The 20,248-nt window shown below is 70.1% G+C and carries 15 protein-coding genes and 1 tRNA gene; 8 read left to right on the plus strand and 8 right to left on the minus strand.

Features of this window, described 5'->3' with window-relative positions:
• Nucleotides 1-25: 25 nt before the first annotated feature.
• Nucleotides 26-1,438, minus strand: a complete 1,413-nt coding sequence (locus tag A4R44_RS34945; RefSeq protein ID WP_067590410.1) for an amidase — start codon at nucleotides 1,436-1,438, stop codon at nucleotides 26-28.
• A gap of 110 nt (nucleotides 1,439-1,548) precedes the next feature.
• Between A4R44_RS34945 and A4R44_RS34950 the strand changes: the two genes are divergently transcribed.
• Nucleotides 1,549-2,514 carry an Lrp/AsnC family transcriptional regulator gene (locus A4R44_RS34950; RefSeq protein WP_067590413.1) on the plus strand — a complete coding sequence of 322 codons (966 nt, stop codon included), beginning with the start codon at nucleotides 1,549-1,551 and terminating at the stop codon, nucleotides 2,512-2,514.
• 4 nt (nucleotides 2,515-2,518) lie between these two features.
• Here the strand turns inward: A4R44_RS34950 and helR are convergent, their stop codons facing one another.
• The gene (helR, locus tag A4R44_RS34955) at nucleotides 2,519-4,690 is read right to left on the minus strand and encodes an RNA polymerase recycling motor ATPase HelR (RefSeq protein ID WP_198545552.1); all 2,172 of its coding nucleotides are present in this window, start codon (nucleotides 4,688-4,690) and stop codon (nucleotides 2,519-2,521) included.
• Nucleotides 4,691-5,950: 1,260 nt separating this feature from the next.
• Nucleotides 5,951-7,063 carry an aldo/keto reductase gene (locus A4R44_RS34960; RefSeq protein WP_067590416.1) on the minus strand — a complete coding sequence of 371 codons (1,113 nt, stop codon included), beginning with the start codon at nucleotides 7,061-7,063 and terminating at the stop codon, nucleotides 5,951-5,953.
• Between the two features lie 900 nt (nucleotides 7,064-7,963).
• Here A4R44_RS34960 and A4R44_RS34965 point away from each other — a divergent pair.
• The gene (locus A4R44_RS34965; RefSeq protein WP_067590419.1) at nucleotides 7,964-10,216 is read left to right on the plus strand and encodes an ATP-binding cassette domain-containing protein; all 2,253 of its coding nucleotides are present in this window, start codon (nucleotides 7,964-7,966) and stop codon (nucleotides 10,214-10,216) included.
• A gap of 73 nt (nucleotides 10,217-10,289) precedes the next feature.
• Here A4R44_RS34965 and soxR read toward each other — a convergent pair whose 3' ends face one another.
• A complete protein-coding gene (soxR, locus tag A4R44_RS34970; RefSeq protein ID WP_067590422.1) occupies nucleotides 10,290-10,751 on the minus strand; it encodes a redox-sensitive transcriptional activator SoxR in 462 nt (153 codons plus the stop codon).
• A gap of 670 nt (nucleotides 10,752-11,421) precedes the next feature.
• Here soxR and A4R44_RS51100 point away from each other — a divergent pair.
• The 3 genes from A4R44_RS51100 (at nucleotide 11,422) to infA (ending at nucleotide 13,043) form a co-directional block, all read left to right on the plus strand.
• Complete coding sequence (locus A4R44_RS51100; protein WP_232791924.1) at nucleotides 11,422-11,529, plus strand: hypothetical protein; 108 nt, start codon at nucleotides 11,422-11,424, stop codon at nucleotides 11,527-11,529.
• 511 nt (nucleotides 11,530-12,040) lie between these two features.
• Nucleotides 12,041-12,832, plus strand: a complete 792-nt coding sequence (locus A4R44_RS34980; protein WP_067590875.1) for a GNAT family N-acetyltransferase — start codon at nucleotides 12,041-12,043, stop codon at nucleotides 12,830-12,832.
• Nucleotides 12,822-13,043, plus strand: coding sequence for a translation initiation factor IF-1 (infA, locus tag A4R44_RS34985; RefSeq protein ID WP_037818449.1), 222 nt, complete (start codon nucleotides 12,822-12,824; stop codon nucleotides 13,041-13,043). The genes A4R44_RS34980 and infA overlap by 11 nt, the downstream gene beginning before the upstream one ends.
• A 42-nt stretch (nucleotides 13,044-13,085) precedes the next feature.
• On the opposite strand, the gene A4R44_RS34990 is transcribed toward infA, so the two are convergent.
• Complete coding sequence (locus tag A4R44_RS34990; protein ID WP_067590428.1) at nucleotides 13,086-13,535, minus strand: SRPBCC family protein; 450 nt, start codon at nucleotides 13,533-13,535, stop codon at nucleotides 13,086-13,088.
• Nucleotides 13,536-13,580: 45 nt separating this feature from the next.
• Between A4R44_RS34990 and A4R44_RS34995 the strand changes: the two genes are divergently transcribed.
• The gene (locus tag A4R44_RS34995; protein WP_067590431.1) at nucleotides 13,581-14,171 is read left to right on the plus strand and encodes a TetR/AcrR family transcriptional regulator; all 591 of its coding nucleotides are present in this window, start codon (nucleotides 13,581-13,583) and stop codon (nucleotides 14,169-14,171) included.
• A gap of 29 nt (nucleotides 14,172-14,200) precedes the next feature.
• Here the strand turns inward: A4R44_RS34995 and A4R44_RS35000 are convergent, their stop codons facing one another.
• Nucleotides 14,201-14,461: a hypothetical protein gene (locus A4R44_RS35000; protein ID WP_067590434.1), complete on the minus strand. Its 261-nt coding sequence runs from the start codon at nucleotides 14,459-14,461 to the stop codon at nucleotides 14,201-14,203.
• A gap of 154 nt (nucleotides 14,462-14,615) precedes the next feature.
• On the opposite strand from A4R44_RS35000, the gene A4R44_RS35005 reads away from it, so the two are divergent.
• Both A4R44_RS35005 and A4R44_RS48470 read left to right on the plus strand, forming a co-directional pair.
• Nucleotides 14,616-14,689, plus strand: a tRNA-Ile gene (locus tag A4R44_RS35005).
• A gap of 134 nt (nucleotides 14,690-14,823) precedes the next feature.
• Entirely contained in the window at nucleotides 14,824-15,099 is a 276-nt protein-coding gene (locus A4R44_RS48470; RefSeq protein ID WP_157905068.1) for a hypothetical protein, read from the plus strand.
• A gap of 392 nt (nucleotides 15,100-15,491) precedes the next feature.
• On the opposite strand, the gene A4R44_RS35010 is transcribed toward A4R44_RS48470, so the two are convergent.
• Together A4R44_RS35010 and A4R44_RS35015 are read right to left on the minus strand one after the other, a co-directional pair.
• Entirely contained in the window at nucleotides 15,492-17,459 is a 1,968-nt protein-coding gene (locus A4R44_RS35010; protein WP_067590436.1) for a YhgE/Pip family protein, read from the minus strand.
• The gene (locus A4R44_RS35015; RefSeq protein ID WP_067590439.1) at nucleotides 17,459-20,170 is read right to left on the minus strand and encodes an MMPL family transporter; all 2,712 of its coding nucleotides are present in this window, start codon (nucleotides 20,168-20,170) and stop codon (nucleotides 17,459-17,461) included. The genes A4R44_RS35010 and A4R44_RS35015 overlap by 1 nt, the downstream gene beginning before the upstream one ends.
• Nucleotides 20,171-20,248 lie beyond the last annotated feature (78 nt).

Here is a 20,248-nt window from a genome sequence, read left to right on the forward strand (position 1 = left end):
GCACGGCATCGATGCGGTGCCGGTTTCAGAAGACGGGCCGCCGGTTTCCGTGCCCGGTCGCCTGCTCGAAAGCGTGCGCGGCCCGCAACAGCCTTAACTCGCCCCGCAACGGCGCGATGATCTGCAGCCCCACCGGACGTCCGTCGCCGGTGAACCCCGCGGGCACCGACAGCGCCGGGCACCCGGTCGCGGAGATCGAGTACGCCGAGCGCATCCACTCCAGGTAGTCGTGCATCGGTTGCCCGGCAACGGTTTCCGGGTACTCCCACTCCACCGGGAACGGTGGTACCTGGCTCACCGGCGCGAGCAGCAGATCGTATTCCGTGAAGAACTCGCGCATTCCGGTGATGAGCTGCAGCTGCCGCGTCTGCGCGCGTGCGATGTCGGCACCGGAAAGCGTCGCGCCGAAAGCGATGTTGCCGGCGAGCGTCTGCTTCATCTTGTCCGGATGTTCTTCGAGCAGACCGCTGAACCCGGTGTGGAAAAGCCATCCGCGCAGGGTGCGGAACACCTCGTCCGCCGCGGCGAGGTCCGGGCAGGCCGGGTCGACGCGGCAGCCGAGTTCGGCGAACACCCGCACCGCCGGTTCCAGTACGGCGGTGACCGCCGGGTCGACCGGCAGCCCGCCCAGATCCGGCGACCACGCCACGCGCAGCCCGGCGAGGTCGGCGTCGAGCGATCCGGCGAACGGCGCGGCGGGCTGGTCGAGCGCGATCGGGTTGCGCTCGTCGTGCCCGGCGATCACCGAGAGGAGCAGCGCGACGTCGGCGACCGTCCGGCCCATCGGCCCCTGCACGCCCAGCGCCTCCCAAGGCAGCGCCGCGGGCCAGGTCGGCACGCGGCCGGGTGACGGACGCAGGCCGACGACGTTGCAGAACGACGCCGGATTGCGCAGCGAACCGCCCATATCGCTGCCCTCGGCGAGCGGTTGCAGGCCTGCGGCCAGCGCTGCCGCCGCGCCGCCGCTGCTGCCGCCCGCGGACAGCTCGCGCCGGTACGGGTTGCGCGTGGCCCCGAAAACCGAGTTCATCGTGTGCGAACCGGCCCCGAACTCCGGCGTGTTCGTCTTGCCGAGCGTGATCGCGCCCGCGTTCCGGATCCGCTCGACGACGAGGGTGTCGCTGTCGGGAACGTGGTCGGCGAAAATGGGGGAGCCGTAGGTGGTGCGGACCCCGGCGACGTCGTGCGTGTCCTTGTGCGCCACCGGAATCCCGTGCAGCGGACCGACCTCCTCGCCGTGCGCGAGACGTTCGTCGGCGGCCGCGGCCTCGCTCAGCGCGCGCTCGGCGGTGAGCGTGACGATCGCGTTGATCTGGGGGTTGACCTGCTCGATCCGGTCGAGGTGCGCCTGCAGCACCTCGCGGGCGGACAGTTCGCGGATACGCAGCCGCCGGGCCAGTTCGCGGGCGGGCAAGTAGCAGATCTCCTCGGCGCTCACTGGCTTCCTTCCTGACCCCGATGTCCGTTCGCGACCTCAGCCTCGCGCGTGGTGCCGGGGCCGGACAAGTCTTGCTCGACAAATGACGGAATCAGCCACAGTATTGGCTGATGACCGCACGGTTGGACCCGCTCGACCGCCGGATCGCCGGCGCGCTGCAAGTCGACGGCCGCGCGTCCTGGCGGCGGATCGCCGAGGTGCTGGACGCGCCGGAGCGCACGGTGGCCCGTCGCGGGACCCACCTGCTGCGCACCGGCGTCGTGACGGTTGTCGCCGTTTCGCCGCACGGCGTGCCGCTGCTGGTGCGCGGTCGCTGCCGGGCCGGGCTCGGCCGTCCCGCGGGCACCGCGCTCGCGGGACGGCCGGAGACGAGCTTCTGCTACCTGATCACCGGACCGGGCGAACTGGTCGCCGAGGTCTTCTGCGACCGCGACCGGCTGCCGACCTTCATGTTCGACGAAATGGCGGCAATCCCCGGCTTGCACGATCTGACGGCCGATACCGTCACCCGCTACTACCGCACCATCCACGAATGGCAGCCCGGCCTGCTGAGCCCGGCCGAGACGGAGGCGATCTCGTCGCTGCCGCAGCCGACTCCGCAGCCCCGGCAGCCCGACGGTGTCGCCTTCAGCAGCGACGAACGCGCGATCATGCGCGCGTTGCGAGAGGACGGCCGGCGGACCCACGAGGAACTTGCCCGCGCCGCCGGGATCTCGGAATCGACCGTCCGCCGCCGGCTGGAAGCGTTGCGGCAGGAGGAAAAGGTGTTCATCCGAGCGGTGGTGGAGCCGGCTGTGCTCGGCCTGCCGGTCGAGGCGCTGCTGTGGATCCGCTGCCGCCCGCACGACGTCGACGGCATCGGACGCGCCCTGCTGGGCTCGCCGTACGTGCGCTACGCGGCGGCGATGACGGGCGAGTATCAGCTGCTCGCTGACGTGACCTTGCCCGACATCGCCGCGTTGCACGAGTTCGTCGGCAGCTCCGGCTGGTCCCGGCAGGCGGATTCGGTGCATACCGGGGTGGTGCTGAAGGCGTTGAAGCGCAGCAGCGTCCTCGCGCCCGAGCTGCGCTCCTGACCGGTCAGCCTCGTTCCTCCAGCCCGTTCAGCACCGGCGGCAACGCGCCTCGGTGCAGCACGCCGAGTCGTTGGGTCGCCCGGGTCAACGCGACATACAGCTCAGCCGCGCCGCGTGGTCCGTCCTCGAGAATCCGGTCCGGGTCCACGAGAAGCACGGCGTCGTACTCCAGCCCCTTCGTCTCCGACGCCGCCACCGCGCCCGGCACGTCCGGCGGCCCGATCACGACGCTCGTTCCTTCCCGGCCCGCCTCGTCGCGGACGAATTCCTCGACCGCGGCGGGCAATTCGTCGTCAGCGACCTTCCTCGACCACGGCCGGACCCCGCACGCGCGCACCGATTCCGGCGGTTCGGCCCCCGGCGCGAACTCGGCCAGCACCGCCGCCGCGACGGCCATGATTTCCGCCGGGGTGCGGTAGCTGACGGTGAGCGAACGGTAGACCCAGCGGCCCGGGACGTACGGATCCAGCATCGTGCCCCAGTCGAGCGCACCCGCCGCCGACCGCCGCTGCGCCACGTCGCCGACCACCGTGAACGACCGGCTCGGGCACCGTCGCATCAGCGCCCGCCAGTCCATTTCGGACAGCTCCTGCGCCTCGTCGACCACGACGTGCCGGTAGGTCCAGTCCCGGTCCGCCGCGGCGCGTTCGGCGAGGTCGCGGGTGTCGTGCTCGACGAACCGCGCGGCCAGATCGGTGTCGTGGAGCAGGTGCTCCGCGGACAGGCCGATGTCCTCGTCCATCTCCTCGCGGTCGAGCCGCATGATGTCCAGCACGCCGGCCGCGTACTCGGCCTCCGCCTCGCGTTCGGCCGCGTCCTCCTTCCGTTTCGCCCGGTCCGGAGCCTTGCCGAGGAGGTCGATCAGCTCGTCCAGGAGCGGGACGTCCGACACCGTCCATGGCTCGCCCGGCTCGCGCAGCAGCGCCCGGCCGGCCCCGGCCGCGGTGAGCCGAGCGGGGGAGGAGTACAGCGTGGTCAGCACGCTTTCCGGAGTCAGGATCGGCCAGAGGCGGTCGATCGCCTTGCCGAACGCCGGGGCGGCGAGGAGTTCTTCGCCGAGCGTGGAACGGAGATCCTCCCATTCCTCCTTGTCCTCGCGAGTGAGCCAACCGTGCCCGATGCGGGTCATGGCGCGTTCGGTGAGCACGTACGTGACGATCTCGACGAACACCGCCCGCGCCTCGTTGTGCGGCCGCCCGCTCTGCCGCGCCTCGTCGCGGGCCCACTCGGCGGTCGCCGCGTCGATCCGGACGGTGGTGTCGCGGAGTTCGATCAGGATGGGTTCGGCGGGCAGCTCCTGCCGGTCCGCGACCGCCGCGCCGAGTACGTCGAGCATCCGCAGAGACCCCTTGAACCGCGCGGTTTCCGGCTCGTCCTCGGCGTGCGCGCGCAGCCCCGGAAGCAGCCCGCCCGGGGTGGTGAACACCACGTCGGACTCGCCGAGCGACGGCAGCACGCGCCCGATGTGGTTCAGGAACGACGGATTGGGCCCGAGGACGAGGACGCCGTGGCGCTCCATCCGTTCGCGCCGCGTGTACAGCAGATACGCGACGCGGTGGAGCGCCACGACGGTTTTCCCGGTTCCCGGCCCTCCCTCGATGACCAGGACGCCGGGATGGTCGAGCCGGATGATGCGGTCCTGCTCGGCCTGGATGGTCGCGACGATGTCCCGCATCCCCTCGCCGCGGGGCGCGTTGACCGCGGCGAGCAGGGCGTCGTTCTCCTCCCCGCTGCCCGGCTGGCCGAAAACCTCGTCGGCGAACGAGGTGATCTGCCGCCCGCGCGTGTGGAATTGCCGCCGTCGCCGCATGTCCTCGGGCGTGGCCGCGGTAGCGGTGTAAAACGCGCTCGACGCCGGCGCGCGCCAGTCGAGAAGAACGGGTTTGTACTCGTCGTCCTCGTCGAAAAGCCCGATCCGGCCGATGTAGGAATGGTCGCCTTCGACCGTGTCGAGCCGCCCGAAACACAACCCGGAGTCGGCGACCGAAAGCCGCCGCGTTTCGCGAGCGAGCGCACGCACCTCGACGTCGCGCTCGCCCGGAGCCTCGTCGTTTCGTTTGAGGGCAGCGGTGTAGCGCTCCTTGGCCCGCCTGCGCTCGCCGTCGAGCCGCCGGTACAGCCCGGCGACGTAGTCCTGTTCGGACCGCAGTTCTTCTTCGTACCCCTGAGTTGACACGTGCCCCTCGCTGCTGTTATTTTGAACCCAGATTCGGCGCGAACTTCTGATTGCTTGGTGAAGACGCGTCGATTTTTTATTGTCCACCTTCTGTCAAGTGGTCCGGTGGAGTGGTGTTTTCTCGCGGTTTCTCGCGGTTTTCTCGCGTGGTGAGCTGAGCGGTCCGGTTTGGCTGGAGCGGGTCGGATGGGCGGGTCTGGCCTGGTTTGGCGGGTGAGCTGACCTGTGCTGGCTGACCTGTGCTGGCTGACCTGTGCTGGCGGACCTGTGCTGGCTGACCTGTGCTGACGGGCGCGGGTTGACGGGCTTGTGCTGGCGGACCCGCGCGGCCCGATCCGAGTTCGGCGGCCGGGTTTGCCAGACGGCCAGCCTCAGGACGCCAGACGGCCAGACTGTGCCAGTCAGAGCTGCGCCGCGGTCCGCAGGCCAGCGGGAGACCCGGCTCCAGGCCCGATCAGCGCGAACGACGTGGCGGCCTCGCCCGAGCTGACGATCCCCCCGGCGTGGCGACCTCGCCTGCCGTGGCGATCCAGGCCGCGGCGGCGATCCCGCCCCAGGTAAAGATTCCACTCGGCGCGAGGCCTTGCCAGGGTTGGCGATTGCGTTTGGCGTGGCGGCCTTGCGTGCGGTGGCGATCCCGCTCGGCGTGGCGGCCTTGCCAGGGTTGGCGATCCCGGCCGCGGTGACGGCCTCGTCTGAGGCGACGACCTCGCACGGCGTGGCGACCTGCCCGAGGCGATGCGCTCCAGCCGCGAGTGTGGCCAGCCGACACCCCTGAGCGCTCTCGCGCGCGGAGAGTGTGCGGAGGTCGCGGGGCGGCAGGTCGAGCGTCGGAGGCTGAGCCGAATCCCCAGGCGCCCCCGCGCTATGCGGTGGCGGGCGAGCCAGGTGCGGGCGCGCATCCAGTTCCGCGAGCCTTCGTGCCGCGTTCCTGGAGACGGGCCGATTCGGCGACGGCGAACGGTTCGGCCGAGCACAATCGGCCAGCCGAAACGGACCGGACAGTGGCGGCCGTGCCGAGCCGCGCGAATGCGTTCTCGGCTGCCGCTCCGGGCGGATCCGCCGCGGCAGGACATTCCCGCGCACGCCCGGGCCTGATCGTGCCCGCACCAATCCCACACTCGCTCCCGACAGCCGGACTTCGTGGTCGAGCAGTGATTCTGCGGCATCCCCCGTGGCTTGCGGCAAGCCCCGGGGTGCGCTATATCTTGAAAAGGGCGGAGGGAATCGTTTCTTGCGGCGCGCGGAATCCCGCGCGGTTCACGGCTGCTTCGCCGGCACCCAGTTCCGCAGCACCGGCTGATACCCCTCCGGCTTGTCGCCCACCTTCGTGCCGGGGTTGATCAGCCATGACTGGTAGTCCGGCGTGAACATCCGGTACGGCCCGGCAGGCGGCACCTCGCTCGCGCGGTCCAGGGCGTGGCGCAGGTCGGCGGACAGGGTGAAGTCGAGCGCGTGCATCGTCGCGTCCAGTTGCTCCGCGCCGCTCGCCCCGACGATCGCCGACGCGATGCCGGGCCGCGTCGCCACCCAGTTGATCGCGGCCTGCGCCATCGTCACGTTCAGCTCGTCCGCGACCGTTTCGAGCGTCTTCAGCAGCTCCCACTGCCGCGCGGTCCAGTTCCCGGCCGCGGTTGCGCCCTCGCCGGTCAAGCGGCCCTCGCCGCTCAGGCCGTTCGGCGAGCTGCGGTATTTGCCGCTCAGGAAGCCGCTGCCGAGCGGGCTCCACGCGGTGATTCCCAGGCCCAGCTCCAGACCCGCCGGGACGTGCTCGGTTTCGATCGTCCGCTCGATCAGCGAATACGGCAGCTGCAAGTTGATCATCGGCGGCAGCGAATGCGCGTCGGCGAGGGTCTGCGCGCGGCTCGCGTACCAAGCCGGGACGTCCGACAACCCGGCGTACCGGATCTTCCCCGCCCGCACCAGATCGTCGAACGTGCGCAGCACCTCCTCGACCGGCGTGATCCGATCCCACGTGTGCAGCAGGAACAGGTCGAGATAGTCGGTGCCCAGCCGGCGCAGCGACGCCTCTGCCGACCGGATCATGTGCTTGCGCCCGTTGCCGCCCGCGTTCGGATCGCCCGGGTCGACGCTGTTGGTGAACTTCGACGTCAGCACGAGCCGGTCCCGCCCGCCCGTCTCGGCGATGAACTTGCCGAGCAGCCGCTCGCTCTCGCCCGCGGTGTAGAAGTCCGCGGTGTCGATGAAGTTGCCGCCTTCCTCGACGTACCTGCGGAAGATCGGCTGCGCCTCCTCTTCGGGCTTCCCGTAAGCGGCGTGAAACCCGTCGACGCCGAAGTTCATCGTGCCGAGCGCGAGCCTGCTGACCCGCAATCCGGACCGGCCGAGCAAGTAGTACTGGTCAAGAGACATCGGGGTCCTCGCTCCGTTCCCGAAAACACGCGCGGGCCGTGCCCGCCTGGCTCGGCCAGGGTGCCTTCGGAAAAATGGACTAGCAAGTCCAAAGTTCAGGGCCAGCGCGGCCGGATGCGTTCGGTGCCGAGTGGAGCACGGTGCGAGCCAGGCTGGAACAAGCCGGTGCCGGCCGAGGGAGTGCTCACGGTCGAAGAGCCACGCGAGCACCTCGGCCTGGAGTGCGCGGAGACTGGCGAGGGTGCGCTGTTCCGTCTTGACCCGATCGCAAAGCAAAGCCCCTGCACCGCGGCGAAGAACCACCGGCGGCCCCAAACCGAATGTTCCGTACCGAATAATCCAGCACCGAAACTTGCCTTCTCGTGCCCGCCAGGTACTTCCACGAACGAGCACCGCTCGCCTCGCCTCGCGGGCATGTGCCTGGCGTCTGCCCGGCTTGCCAAGCGGGCATGTGCCTGGTGCCTGCCCGGCTCGCCCCGGCTCGCCAAGCGGGCATGTGCCTGGCGCCTGCCCGGCTCGCCCCGGCTCGCCAAGCGGGCATGTGCCTAGCGCCTGCCCGGCTCGCCCCGCCTCCTCAAGCGGGCATGTGCCTGGCGTCTGCCCCGCTCGCCAAGCGGGCATGTGGCGCCTGCCCGGCTCACCCCGCCAAGCGCTTCCCCGGGCGGGCATCGCCCGCCCTCGCCCACGGAAACGTGTCCGGCGATGGCCCGGTTCGCTTCTTCGAGCCAGCACGCCCATCCCGTCTTGCGGGAGCCTGTTTGGCGACGGCCTGGCTGCCTTCGCATGGCCGAGCGCTTCACCGAACCAGCACAGTCGACCCCGCCCCGCCGGAAATCGTCCGGCGAAGGCCCGGCTCAACCCATCCCTCCTCAACCCGCGCCGGGACGTAGGCTGCAAGGCATGCCGTCGAACATGATCAGCCTCCGCGGTGTGCGCACGCACAACCTGGCCGACGTGGACGTGGACATCCCGAAGCACCAGCTGGTCGCGGTCACCGGCGTTTCCGGGTCCGGCAAGTCGTCGCTCGCGTTCGCGACGCTGGCGGCCGAGTCGCGGCGGCAGTTGTACTCGACGATGCCCGCCTTCGTCCGGACCAAGCTGCCGCACGATCCGGCCCCGGAGGCCAGTTCGCTCAGCGGGCTCACCACCGTCGTCGTGGTGGACCAGCGGCCGCTCGGGACGAATTCGCGGTCCACTGTCGGCACCGCCACCGAGGTGTGGACGATGCTGCGGATGTTGTTCTCCCGCTTGGGCGAACCGTCCGCGGGATACTCGCCCGCCTACTCGTTCAACGATCCGTCCGGCATGTGCCCGGCTTGCGCGGGACTCGGCACGGTCACCGACATCGACGGCGAGCGGATGATCGACCGCGGCCGGTCGCTCAACGACGGGGCGATGGTCTTCCCCAGTTTCGCCGTCGGCAGCTGGATCTGGAAGCGCTATGTCTACTCGGGATTCTTCGACAACGATCTGCCGTTGCGGGAATGGCCTGAGAAACTGGTCCAGTTCCTGCTGCATGGGCCGACGCAGAAGCCGCCGCATCCCTTGCCTCGCTTCCCGGCCAGCGCGAAGTACCAGTCGATGGTGCCGCGGATCCGGCGGCTGCTCGTGGAACGCGAGGCCAAGATGGGGCCCGCGGTGCGGACGGCACTCGCCGAGGTGACCCGGCAGCGGCCGTGCCCGGAGTGCGGCGGCAGCAGGCTCGCTCCGGCCGCGCGGGAGAGCCGGATCCACGGGGTGTCCATTGTGGACCTCGGATACCGCGACGCGGCGGGGCTGCTGGAATTCTGCGCCGGACTGGACCACGAGTGGGCACGTCCGCTGGTGGCGGCGCTGCGGTTGCGGCTGGAGTCGATGATCACGCTCGGCCTCGGGCATCTGCACTGCTACCGCGCGACGCCGACGTTGTCCGGCGGCGAGTCCCAGCGGCTGAAGCTGGTGCGGCACTTGGGTTCGAGCCTCACCGACCTCACCTACGTCCTGGACGAACCGACGGACGGGCTGCATCCGGCCGACGTCGCGTCACTGGTCGACGTACTGCGGCGGCTGCGCGACCACGGCAACACGGTGCTGGTGGTGGATCACCACGAAGCGGTGATGGTGGCGGCGGACCATGTGATCGACTTGGGTCCGGGAGCTGGCGAAGCGGGCGGGCGCGTGGTGTTCCACGGGCCGCCGGCGAAGTTGCGGAAGGCGGACACGACGACCGCGCGGGCGTTGCGCACCGGTGTCCGGCTCAAGGACACTCTGCGGGAACCCACCGGCTGGCTGCCGTTGCGCGGGCTGGACCGGCACACCCTGCGCAACATCGACGTCGACGTGCCGATGGGCGTGCTCACGGTGATCACCGGGGTGGCGGGGTCCGGGAAGTCGACGCTGGCGGGCGAACTCGCCGAGCGGCAGCCGCGGTTCACGGTCGTCGACCAGAGCCAGATCGTCGCGACGACCCGGTCGACGGTCGGTACCTGGCTCGGGCTGGCCGATCCGGTGCAGCGCGCGTTCGCCGAGGTGAGCGGAGAGTCGCCGAAGCTGTTCAACCCGCGGTCGCGGGGCGGGTGCCCGGCTTGCCGCGGCACCGGCGTGCGGCGCACCGACCTGGCGTTCCTGGAGGACGTCGACACGCCTTGCGAGGAGTGCGACGCGACCGGATTCCGCCCCGAGGCACTGGAAACGCGGCTCGACGGACGGACGGTGCTGGAGGTGCTGAGCACGCCGGTGTCGGCGCTGGCCCGGTACGTGCCGCATCCGGACGTGGTCCGGCTGGCCGCGCTGCTCGGCGAACTGGGCCTCGGGCACCTCGCGAGCGGCCGCACACTCGACACGCTCTCCGGCGGCGAGCGGCAACGGCTAAAACTCGCCCGTCAGCTCGACTCGACCAGCGACGACCTGCTCGTCGACGAACCCACCGCCGGCCTGCACCCCAGCGACACCACGCGGATGGTGGCGCTGCTGGATCGGCTCGTCGACGAGGGCCGGACACTCGTCGTGGTCGAGCATTCGCTGCACGTCGTCGCCGCGGCGGACTGGGTGCTCGACCTGGGTCCCGGCGCGGGCGAGAACGGCGGCCAGGTGCTCTACACCGGCACGCCGAAGGGACTCGCCGAGCACGACGGCGCGACCGGACGCTACTTCCGGGCCGCGCTCCGCGGTTAGGCCGCCCCGCCGCCCCTCCGGTTCCGTCCGTGAGGGGAATCCTCAGGGAATCTGGATTCCCTCAGAGTTCCCCTCACGACCCGTAGCCGGGAAACCGGCGTGCCCCGGTGCCTCCCTGCCCGAGAACGTCGTCCGGATTCGAGTACGGGCAGGATTTCAGCGACAGGCACCCGCAGCCGATGCAGTCGGAGAACCGGTCGCGCAGCGCGGTCAGCTCCTCGATCCGCGCGGTGAGGCGGTCGTGCCAGCGGCGGGAGATGCGCGCCCAGTCGCGTTTGGTGGGGATGCGCTGGTCCGGCAGTTCGGCGAGCGCGTCCTTGATCTCCTCCAGCGACACCCCGACCCGCTGGGCGGTCCGGATGAAGGCGATCATGCGCAGCGTGTCGCGCCGGTACTCGCGCCGGTTGCCGCTCGTGCGCCTGCTCGCGATGAGCCCGCGGCTCTCGTAATAGTGCAGCGTCGGGACGCTCACACCGGCGCGTTCGGCGATCTGTCCCGGCTTCAGCCAGACGACCTCGCGCGTGATCTGGGGCATGGCAGCTCTTTCCGTGCTTGACATCAAGTTCGCTTGATGAAGTCCACTGTAAGCACCGCCCGGCAGAAGGGGGCGATCGCGAGCGAAGGGGATTCTGTGCCGACTGCGACCCTGCGAGTACGGGCGGACGTGCTGTGTCCGGTGTCCCGGACCGGGTCGAGCAGGCGGGACGTGCGGCTGGGCTGGCCATCCGCATAAACACCGCGTCGGCGCTCGATTCCCGGCCCGCGCACCGGGTGCTGAAGCTGGCCGCGGCGTGGGAGGCGATGTTCGCCGCGCATCTGCGGGACAACCTTGCCTCGCGGATTGGGACGTGCTTGCGGAGGTGGAAATCGGAGTGGAGCGCGACGAGAAGTACGTGGCGGAAGTGCTGGCGGATCACGAAGAGGGACAGTCGCGCGGGGTCCGTTCTGTGCCGACGATCGTGCGTGGCGACCACCTTCTCGCCGGGCGCGCAGCGTCGAGGAACTGGCGGAATTGGTCCGGGAGGCAGCGAACGGCGGTCTGATGCGCGCTGCGGCGATCGGCAAGTTCGGGCCTGCGGAACGGCTGACCATCCGCCAGGTGCCGACGCTGGTCACGAGCCCGGGGGAGGTGCTGGTGCGAGTGGACGCCACCGGGCGCGACCGTCGAGTTCCCGCAGATCCTGGGCACCGAGTGTGCCGGGCCGATCGTCCAGGCCGGTGCCGGGGTGACCGAATTCGAGACAGGGCAACAGGTTGCCGGACTCCGGGTGCTGGGCTGCTACGCGGAGCGCGGTCCGGTGAGCCGATCGTGATTCACGGCACGGCTGGCGGTGCTGGCTCGACGGCGGTCCAGTTGGCGCGCCACAACGGTTCGCGCGTGACAGGGACCGGCAGCGAGGAGAATCAGGAATATTTCCGCACGCGGGACGCCACGCCAATGGTGTGCGGCGAAGGCGAACTCGACCGCCTCCGGACGGGATCGCGACCGGTCCGCCCAGCGGCTTCGCGGGCTGTTCGATTTGTGCCCGCGGGTGACCGTCCGGGCGAAGCACCCGCTCGACGCCGCCGCGAGCGCCCATCGCGACCTGGCCGCCGGACACGATCGCGGCAAGGTGGTGCCGCGGATCGGCTGAGGAGAACTTAATTCGGTGGACGGGGCAGTCGCGTGCCGTTATGGTTCGCCCCGACCGTGACTCGACGCCAGGAGGTGAGACCCATGAACGCTGTTTCGATGTGGGTGCTCCCCGTGTCGTCACGGTCGGGCGACTGACGTAGGGGTTGCCAGGAGCGCCTTGAGCAAAGGCACTCCGAAAGGTGACCATCATGGACACTGTGCGTTTCACCGCGGGCGAACCCGCGGTGCGCGTCACCCGGGTCGAACCGGGACTCTGGCAGGCGTTGGACGACGGTCGGCCGGCCGGTCGCGCTGAAGCCACCGCCCGGCCCGACGGGCGGGTTTTCCTCAGCGTCGACGCCTGGCATCGCTCGGTCTTCGACCAGCTGGCCCGCGAGATGCTGGCCGCGCTGCCGGACCAGCTCCACACCGTGGTCGACGAAGCCGACCGCGAACTGCTGGACGGCTGGCGACGGGCCGGTCTGACGGTCCGGCGGCGCGAGTGGGAGTACGTCGTGCCCACGGATCCGCACGTCACCGGGCCGGTCGTGCTGCCGCCGGGCGTCACGGTCGTGCCTGCCGGATCCGCTGACGAGGGTCCGTTGCGCGAGCTGGACCGCGTTATCCGCGCCGAGGTCGAGGCGACTGCGGGCTGGTCGGAGATGCCGGCCGAGGTGCTGCCTCGCACGGCTGGCGACACCGTCGTAGACCCGTCGAAGTACGCCGTGGCTGTCGAGGACGGCGAGTACGCGGGTCTGCTCCGCGTGGTTCAGGTAACGCGCCTGCCCCGGATCGGACTCATCGCCGTCCGTGCGGATCGGCAACGCCGCGGCATCGCGCGCGGACTGTTGCTTCACACGCTCGGCACCCTGCACCGAGCGGGAATCCCGACGGCGTCGGCTGAGGTGAACGAGGCCAACGGAGCGGCGACCGCGCTGTTCGAGGGCATCGGCGCGCGGCGGGCGAACAGCACGGTGGAGCTGATGCGCCATGGCCGGTAAGGGCGGGATCGAAGTCGAGGGAACCGTGGTCGAGTGCCTGCGCGACGCCCGGTTCACCGTCGAACTGGCGAACGGGCACCACGTGCTGGCCCACATCAGCGGCAAGATCAGGAAGAACTTCATCAAGATCGTCCCGTTCGACCGGGTTCTGGTGGAGCTGAGCCCCTACGACCTCGACCGGGGCCGGATCCTGTTCCGGTACCGGAACTAGACCGGTCCGCCCTGGCGGTCCCGGCCGGGGCCGCCAGGGCGGTCAGCTCGGTTTCGCGGCGGCGAGCCGGGCCAGCGCGTCGCATTTCCGGCCGAAGTTCGCCACGACGTCGGCGCCGATGATCCGCACCATGACCGCGCGCAGCGGGGTGTCGAGGACGATGCGCTGGGTCAGTTCGGTTCCGCCAGGGACGGCCGCGACGCTCAGCCGGAGGTCCATCTTCCCGAGCGGAACGGGCTGGCAGAGCGTGAACTCGTGTCCGGGCCGCCAGCTCGTGAAGGTGAAGTCCTTCGCGATTTTCGCGTGCACGCTGCCGCGGAATCCGCCGCTGGGGTAAAGGAATCCGGTCGAACCCGGCGCGACCGGCCCGTGCAGCACGACGCGCGCGACGTCCGGGTCCCAGCGCGGCCAGTTCTCGACGTCGGCGAGGACGTCCCAGAGCGCGGCCGGGTCGGCGGCGAGCGTGCGGGCGGAGGTTTTGTCCCAGATCATGCCCCCGAAGATATACGGAACTGGCAGTCTCGTAAACTGTGCGCTATGACGCACAACCGGCGCGGACGGCCGCGGGAGCAGGGAATCGACGCGGCGGTGCGGGCCGCGGTCAACGAGCTGCTGGAGGAGGTCGGCTACCAGCGGTGCACCGTCGACGCGATCGCGGCGCGCGCCGGGGTCGGCAAGGCCGCGCTCTACCGGCGCTGGAAGTCCAAGGCGGAACTCGTCTTCGCCGCGGTCGTGCACGACGACACCCTCGCGGCGCCGCCCGACACCGGCACCTTGCGCGGCGACGTAACAGGCGTTCTCGCCGACATTCAGTCCGCTTTGGACGGACCGCAAGTGCGCAACGCCCTGCCCGGCCTGCTTGCCGATCTCCGCACCGAAGACGCACCTGCCACCCGGCTGGGCGAGCTGTTCCTGGTGCGAGAGCGGGCTTATCTGGTCGAAGTGCTCGACCGCGCGCTCGCCCGCGGCGAACTGGCGCGCCGCCCCGAAGTGCCCGTTGTGCACGCGATGCTGCTCGGCTCGGTCTTCGCCTGGCTGCACCTTCTGCGCGAAACAGTGCCGCCCGGCGGCCTCGCCGACGCGCTCGCCCCCGGCCTGTACGGCGCCATTATCGTGCTGGGCAGGTAATTTCCCCCGTGACCGCACCGGATCCCGCGTCATCGCCGCGGCCGGGGCGACGGCCTGCGCCGGGATAGCTCGTCCGCGATCAACGCCTCCATGCGGGTGTTCGTACGGCGAAGCACACGGTATCCGCGGTATGCCACCACGATTACCGCAATCCCGACCACCGCGGCGATCGACAGGACCGGCCCGTGCGAGATCAGGGCGTCGCGATGGTCGCGGGCGAGATAGCCCAGCCCGAGCCCGGCGGCGAGAGCGTCGAGAAGCGCGAGCGGAACCCGTCCGGGAATGGGCATGGCGGTCTCCTCTCGGGGCCCGACCCCAGCAATCTAGGCGACCCCGGGGCCACCGCGAGCAGTCTCGACCCGATCGGCCTACGCCCCCGGCCCGCGCGGGGCCTGTGCTAAGTTGACGTGAACTGGGGGGATCGACCTGCGGAAGCGAACCCAGGGGCCGGTAGCTCAGTTGGTTAGAGCAGGGGACTCATAATCCCTTGGCCGTCGGTTCGAGCCCGACCCGGCCCACTCTGCCCGTCCTTGTATAGAGTCTGACCTGCGAAAACAGGCTCAAAAACGATCTTGATGCGAGGTCTCGCGGGAGCGCCGGAGACGAGCGCGGCGCTGGTAACCCAAGGGATTGTTCGAGTAAGCCTGTTTTCATGGCCGCCGTCGAGGCACCGCTGGAGGTGCTGGAGCCCGGAGGACATCCGGGAGCTCGTCTCGGGCTGGAGGGCGCATCTGAGGGTCAAGAACCGTGCCGGCTCAACGATCGACGGCTACCTCGGCTTCGGTGGCGCCGGGAGCTGGAGCGGTATTTCGAATATCTTCGTCAACGGCCAAATTTCGGCATCGGCGAGTCGCTGCCGCACAGTTGCATCGCAAAACAGTACCGGCGCCTTCAGCAGTTCTGCCGCTGTCTCGACGAAGTGGAATAAATTGTCGAGTTTTCGCCGTTCTTCCACAACGGAGGTCCTGCACGTTCCGGGTAATTCTCCGGCGGTCCTGCGTGGAAATGGGCTGAAGGCGCTGCTGGCCACCACAAACGGGACATAAATGTGCCGAGCTGCGGGACCGGGCGATCATTTTTGGTGCTGCCTGGCGAAATCGTTCTCCCCGGGACCCAGTCTGGCGTCGGGATGGGTCGTCAGCCGCAGCGGGTTCTTGCAAGCTGGTGATGTGGTGACCAGCCGGATCGAGGGGATTGGGGAGCTTCGCCTTGGTTCGATCCGAGTTCGGGCAGCAGCTGGTCGCTCAACGAGTGGGGAATGGGCCGCACGAGGTCGAAGATCGCGAGGCCGCCCGCCGTGACTCCGCTGCGTCCTCCCGATCAAGTGGCGGACAGCGCGCGAGTGCGCCGGAGCCGGATGCTTCGGGCGGAAAGGTACCGGCGGCGGTCGGTGACCAGGATCGAAACGAGACCGCCGACCAGCAGCCAGGCGGCGAGCTGGGCGACGCCGGTCGCCAGTCCGGTGCCGTCGGTGGCAGCGGCTCGCAACGCGAGCACCGCGCCGTGGGTGGGCAGGTAGCCGGCGAGTGCGTACAGCGGTCCCGGAAGTGTCGAGACCACACCGGTCGCTCCGGCAAGGACCAGTACCGCCAGTGAAGCGATCCGGCCGGCGCGGCCGAAGATCGCCGTCGCCGCCTGGTTGAGGGCGACGAACGCCGACGCGGCCAGCAGTGCGATCAGCAAGAACCCGACGGTGCGGCCGAGGCCGAGTTTGAGCACGGGGACCGCGATCGCGGTGATGGCGACGGCGGCGAGCCCGGCGGCGGTAGCGCCGGGGATGGCGGCGCGCAGGATGATCCGCCAGGTGGGTTCGCGGGCGGTGAGCACTGCGTCGGGGACGGCGCGGGTGATGAGGTAGGTGGCCAGTGCCAGTGCCCAGAGGCCCAAAGCGGCGAACAGGGTGAGGGCCAGGGTTCCGGTCGAGGTTCCGTCGGCGGCTGAGGTGCTCGGGGCGGCGGCGACTGTTGTGAGGTGTGCGCGTTCGGCGTTGGTGTAGCTGGGGACTTGATCGCGGCCGTTGTCGAGCTGGGTGGCCAGTTCGTGGGCGCCGCGGTCGGCTTTCTTGGCGCCGTCGGTCAGTTGCCCGGTGCCGGTGGCGAGCTGGTGGGCACCGGAATTCGCTTGCCGGACACCGTTGTCGAGCTGGCGGGCACCGTCCGCGGCGGACGCGATTCCGGCGGCGAGCTGGCCGGATTTCGCGGCCAGCTGGGCATTGCCGTCGGCGACCTTGCGGGCTCCGGCGGCAAGGGCCTGGATGGAATCGCGTGCCTTCACGGCGTTGGCCCGGACGGCAGCCTTGGCACCGTCGATCTCCTGCGCGTCAGTGGTGAACTCGTCCGCGGTCCGGCTCAGGTCGCGGCAGAAGGAGGCCGAACCGCCGTTGGCGGGGCATTGGCCGGCCAGCTGCCGGAACTGTTTCGCGGCGCTGTCGGCCGAGGGGAGCGCGTCGATGGCAGTGATGATCCGGTTGGCCAGCGGCACGACGACGCTGGCGAGTTGTTCGTTGCCGTCGGCGACCTGGTCGGCCCCGGTGGCCAGTTGGCGGGTCAGGGCGGGCAGTTGCGCGGTGTCCCGTTCGGCTTGGGTGAGTCCGGAGGCCAGCTTTCCGGACCCCGCGGCGAGCTGCTCGGTCCCGTGGGCTAGCTGGCCGGCGCCGTCGTTGAGCTGACCGGCGGCCTCGGCCAGCTGCCGGTTGCCGTCGGCCAGCTGGGCCGCCCCGTCGGCGGCCTGTCCGACCTGCTTGTGCAGCGTCGTGAACCCGACATACACGTTGTCCAGGTAGGTTTCCACGACTTGCTGGTTGAGGGTGTCCTGGGTGGCCGTGGCGATGTGCGTCGCCACGCTGGGATCGGTGACCCCGGCGGCGTCGGATGTCTGCACCTGTAGTCGCGCCTGCCGGGCTTCGAGCGGTTTGCCGGTGGCGCTGGAGGTGGCGCGGGCCGAAAAGTCCTTCGGGATCGTGACTGTGGCCGCGTAGCTGCCGTCAGCCAGGCCGGAGGCGGCATCGTCGGCGTCGGTGAGCACCCACGTGTACGAGGAATCCTCGCTGTGGGTCAGGTATCCGGCGAGCTGACGGCCGAGCGGGATCGTCTGCCCATTGACCTGCACCGGTTCGTCGTAGTTCACCACGGCCGCCTTCGCGGTGCCGTGGTTGGCGTCCGGCGTCCAGAACGCCCAGGTGAGCAAGCCCATGACGATCAGCGGCACGGCGATCAGACCGGCCCAGGTGCGCCAGGTCAGCGGCCCAGTGGCCAGTGCGCGGGCGGAGTTGGCGAACGGTTTCAGCATCAGTGGACCTCGGTGGGCTGGGCGGCGGCGAGACCGTGCAGGCGGGTGGCTCCGGCGGGCAGCAGGTCCCGGATGCGGTCGGGATCCTGGCAGGCGAGCACGAAGGTGGCAGTTTCGCCGGAGCGGGTGCGGCGATCGTCGAGCAGGGCCCGCACCCGGTCGCGGACATCGGTGCGGAGCACGAGGTCGACGTCGTCGACGACGATAAGCCCGGCGTCGCTCTCAAGAGCTTCGGCGATCTGGTGCGCCGGGTTTTCCTCGTCGCGGCAGGGAACGACGGCGACGTCCCGGCGAAGGGCGTGTGCGTGCTGCGGCAGGACGCGCCTGAGCACCTTCAGATCGCCGGTGAACTTCGTGACCCGTCCGGCGAGCGTGTACAGCAAAGCTGTTTTCCCGCACGCGCCCGCGCCGTGCAGCACAAGGACTTCTCCGCCTTGGACGTGCAGCTCGATTCCGGAGTAGACCGGAGCGCCCCGGTCGTCTTCGAACCGGAGATCCCGGGCGCTGACCGCCTCGGTGCTGCCTGGCGCGGGCCACTCGGCCAGGCGCAGTTCGTGGACGAGCGCGTCGCCCTCCGCGTCGAACACCGGCAGGGCTCGGTCGAGCTTCGGGGGCAACCCCCAGGCGCGGTTGCCCAGCAGCGCGAGGACCGCGGGCACCAGGGTCATGCGCACGATGAAGGCGTCGATGAACACTCCGACCGCGAGGCTGAACGCGATCGGTTTGATCGTGGCGCTGCCTTCGGGCACGAACGCGGCGAAGACGGCGAGCATGATCACCGCGGCCGCGACGACCACCCGTGACGCGGAAACGAACCCGGATTCGATGGCGTGGTGCGGATCGCCCTGGTGGACGTAGTCCTCGCGGATGCGGGAGACGAGGAAGACCTCGTAGTCCATGGCGAGTCCGAAAAGGACGCCCATGAGGATGATCGGCAGGAAGCTGATCACACTTCCGACGTGCGTCACGTTGAGGACGTCCGCGAGGTGTCCCTGCACGAACACGAACGACGTCGCGCCGAACGCCGCGGCGACCGACAGCAGATAGCCCGCGGTAGCCTTGATCGGAACCCAGATCGACCGGAACACCATGGCCAGCAGGATCAGCGAGAGGCCGACCACCAGGATCCCGAACGGCACCAGGGCGTCGCCGAGTTGCGCGGACACGTCGATCCCGACCGCGGTGATCCCGGTGACCGCGGTCTGCGCGCCGTAGGTTTCCCGGAAGTGCGGCTCCATTCCGCGCAGCCGGGCGACGAGGTCGTCGGTCTGCACGGAGTCCGGTGCGGTCGCGGGAATGACCTGCACGATGCCGGTGTCGCCCTTGGGGTTCGGAGTGGCCAGCGGAACCGACGCGACGCCGGGCACGTGCCGGATCTCCTCGGCGAGCTTGTTCATCAGCCCGACCGGATCGGTGCTGGTGATGATGTCCGCCGTGACGATCAGCGGGCCGTTGTAGCCGGGCCCGAAATGGTCGCTGACGACGTCGTAGGTGTCGCGCGCGGGGCTGCCGTGCTCCTCGGTTCCGCTGTCCGGCAACGCCAGCCGCAAGGACAGGGCCGGGATCGCGCAGACCGCCAGACCGGCGACCACGACCACGACGGTGACCAGCGGCGCCCTGGTCGCGAGCCGGACCCACCCGAGCGCGATCCGCGGCTTCTGGCGCCGCCGGTTCCGCCGCCGCGGTTTCCTGTCCCGCGGCCGCAACCGCGTGCCGGCGAAGGACATCAGCGCGGGCACCAGCGTGACGGCGATCGCGACGGCCGAGGCGACCGCGACGGCGGCGGCAATGCCCATGGTGGTCAGGAACGGGATGCCCGCGACCGCCAGCCCGAGCAGGGCGATGACCACGGTCAGCCCGGCGAAGATCACGGCCGACCCGGCGGTGGCGGTGGCCCGTGCGATCGACTCCTCGACGTCGAGGCCTTCCGTCAGCTGGTCGCGATGCCGGGAGAGCAGGAACAGGGCGTAGTCGATCCCGACGGCGAGCCCGATCATCACCGCCAGCATCGGCGCGGTCGAGGAGATCGGGGCGACCAGCGTGGCCAGGAAGATCAGGCCGCCCGCGACGCCGACGCCGAGGACCGCCGTGGCCAGCGGCATCGCCGCGGCGATCAGCGACCGGAACATCAGCACCAGCACCAGCAAGGCGATGACCAGGCCGATGCCTTCGGTCGGGCTGAGCTTCGGGACCCGGTCGGAAAACGCGTCGCCGCCGGTGTGGACCTCCGTGCCGGTCGCCTTCGCGAGGTCGGCGGCGATACCGGCGACCTGCGTCCTGGTGGCCGGATCGACTTGGGAGAGCTGCACTTTCAGCGGCACGGCGATCAGCGCGGCCCGGTCGTCCTTCGACACCGCGCCGGTGACGTCCTTGCCGAACGGGTCCACGACCGTGGCGACCTGGTCCAGCTTCCCGATCCGGTTCACCGCTTGGGCGACCGCGGCCCGGATCTGCGGGGTGTCGGCCTTCGCACCCTCCGGCGCCACGAGCACCAGCTGCGCGGACGTGCCGCTGACCTCCGGAAAGACGCGGCCGAGGTGGTCGAGGGCGTCCTGGGACTCCGAGCCAGGGATGGCGAACGCGTCGTCGGTGCCCTGGTTGGCCACGAGCGCCGCCCCGCCGGCCGCGGCCAGGATCACGACCCACAGCGCCACCACGAGTACGCGGGCTCGGGCGGCGGTGCGGCCCAGCCGGTAGAGGAAGGACGACACGGGTGCTCCCAACACGTCGGATACAAGGTGTATCGTAATGCACTGTGCATCCGATGCAACGTGTATCCGATCACCTGG

The sequence above is a fragment of the Amycolatopsis sp. M39 genome, from assembly GCF_001651785.1.
Lineage (GTDB): Bacteria > Actinomycetota > Actinomycetes > Mycobacteriales > Pseudonocardiaceae > Amycolatopsis > Amycolatopsis rubida.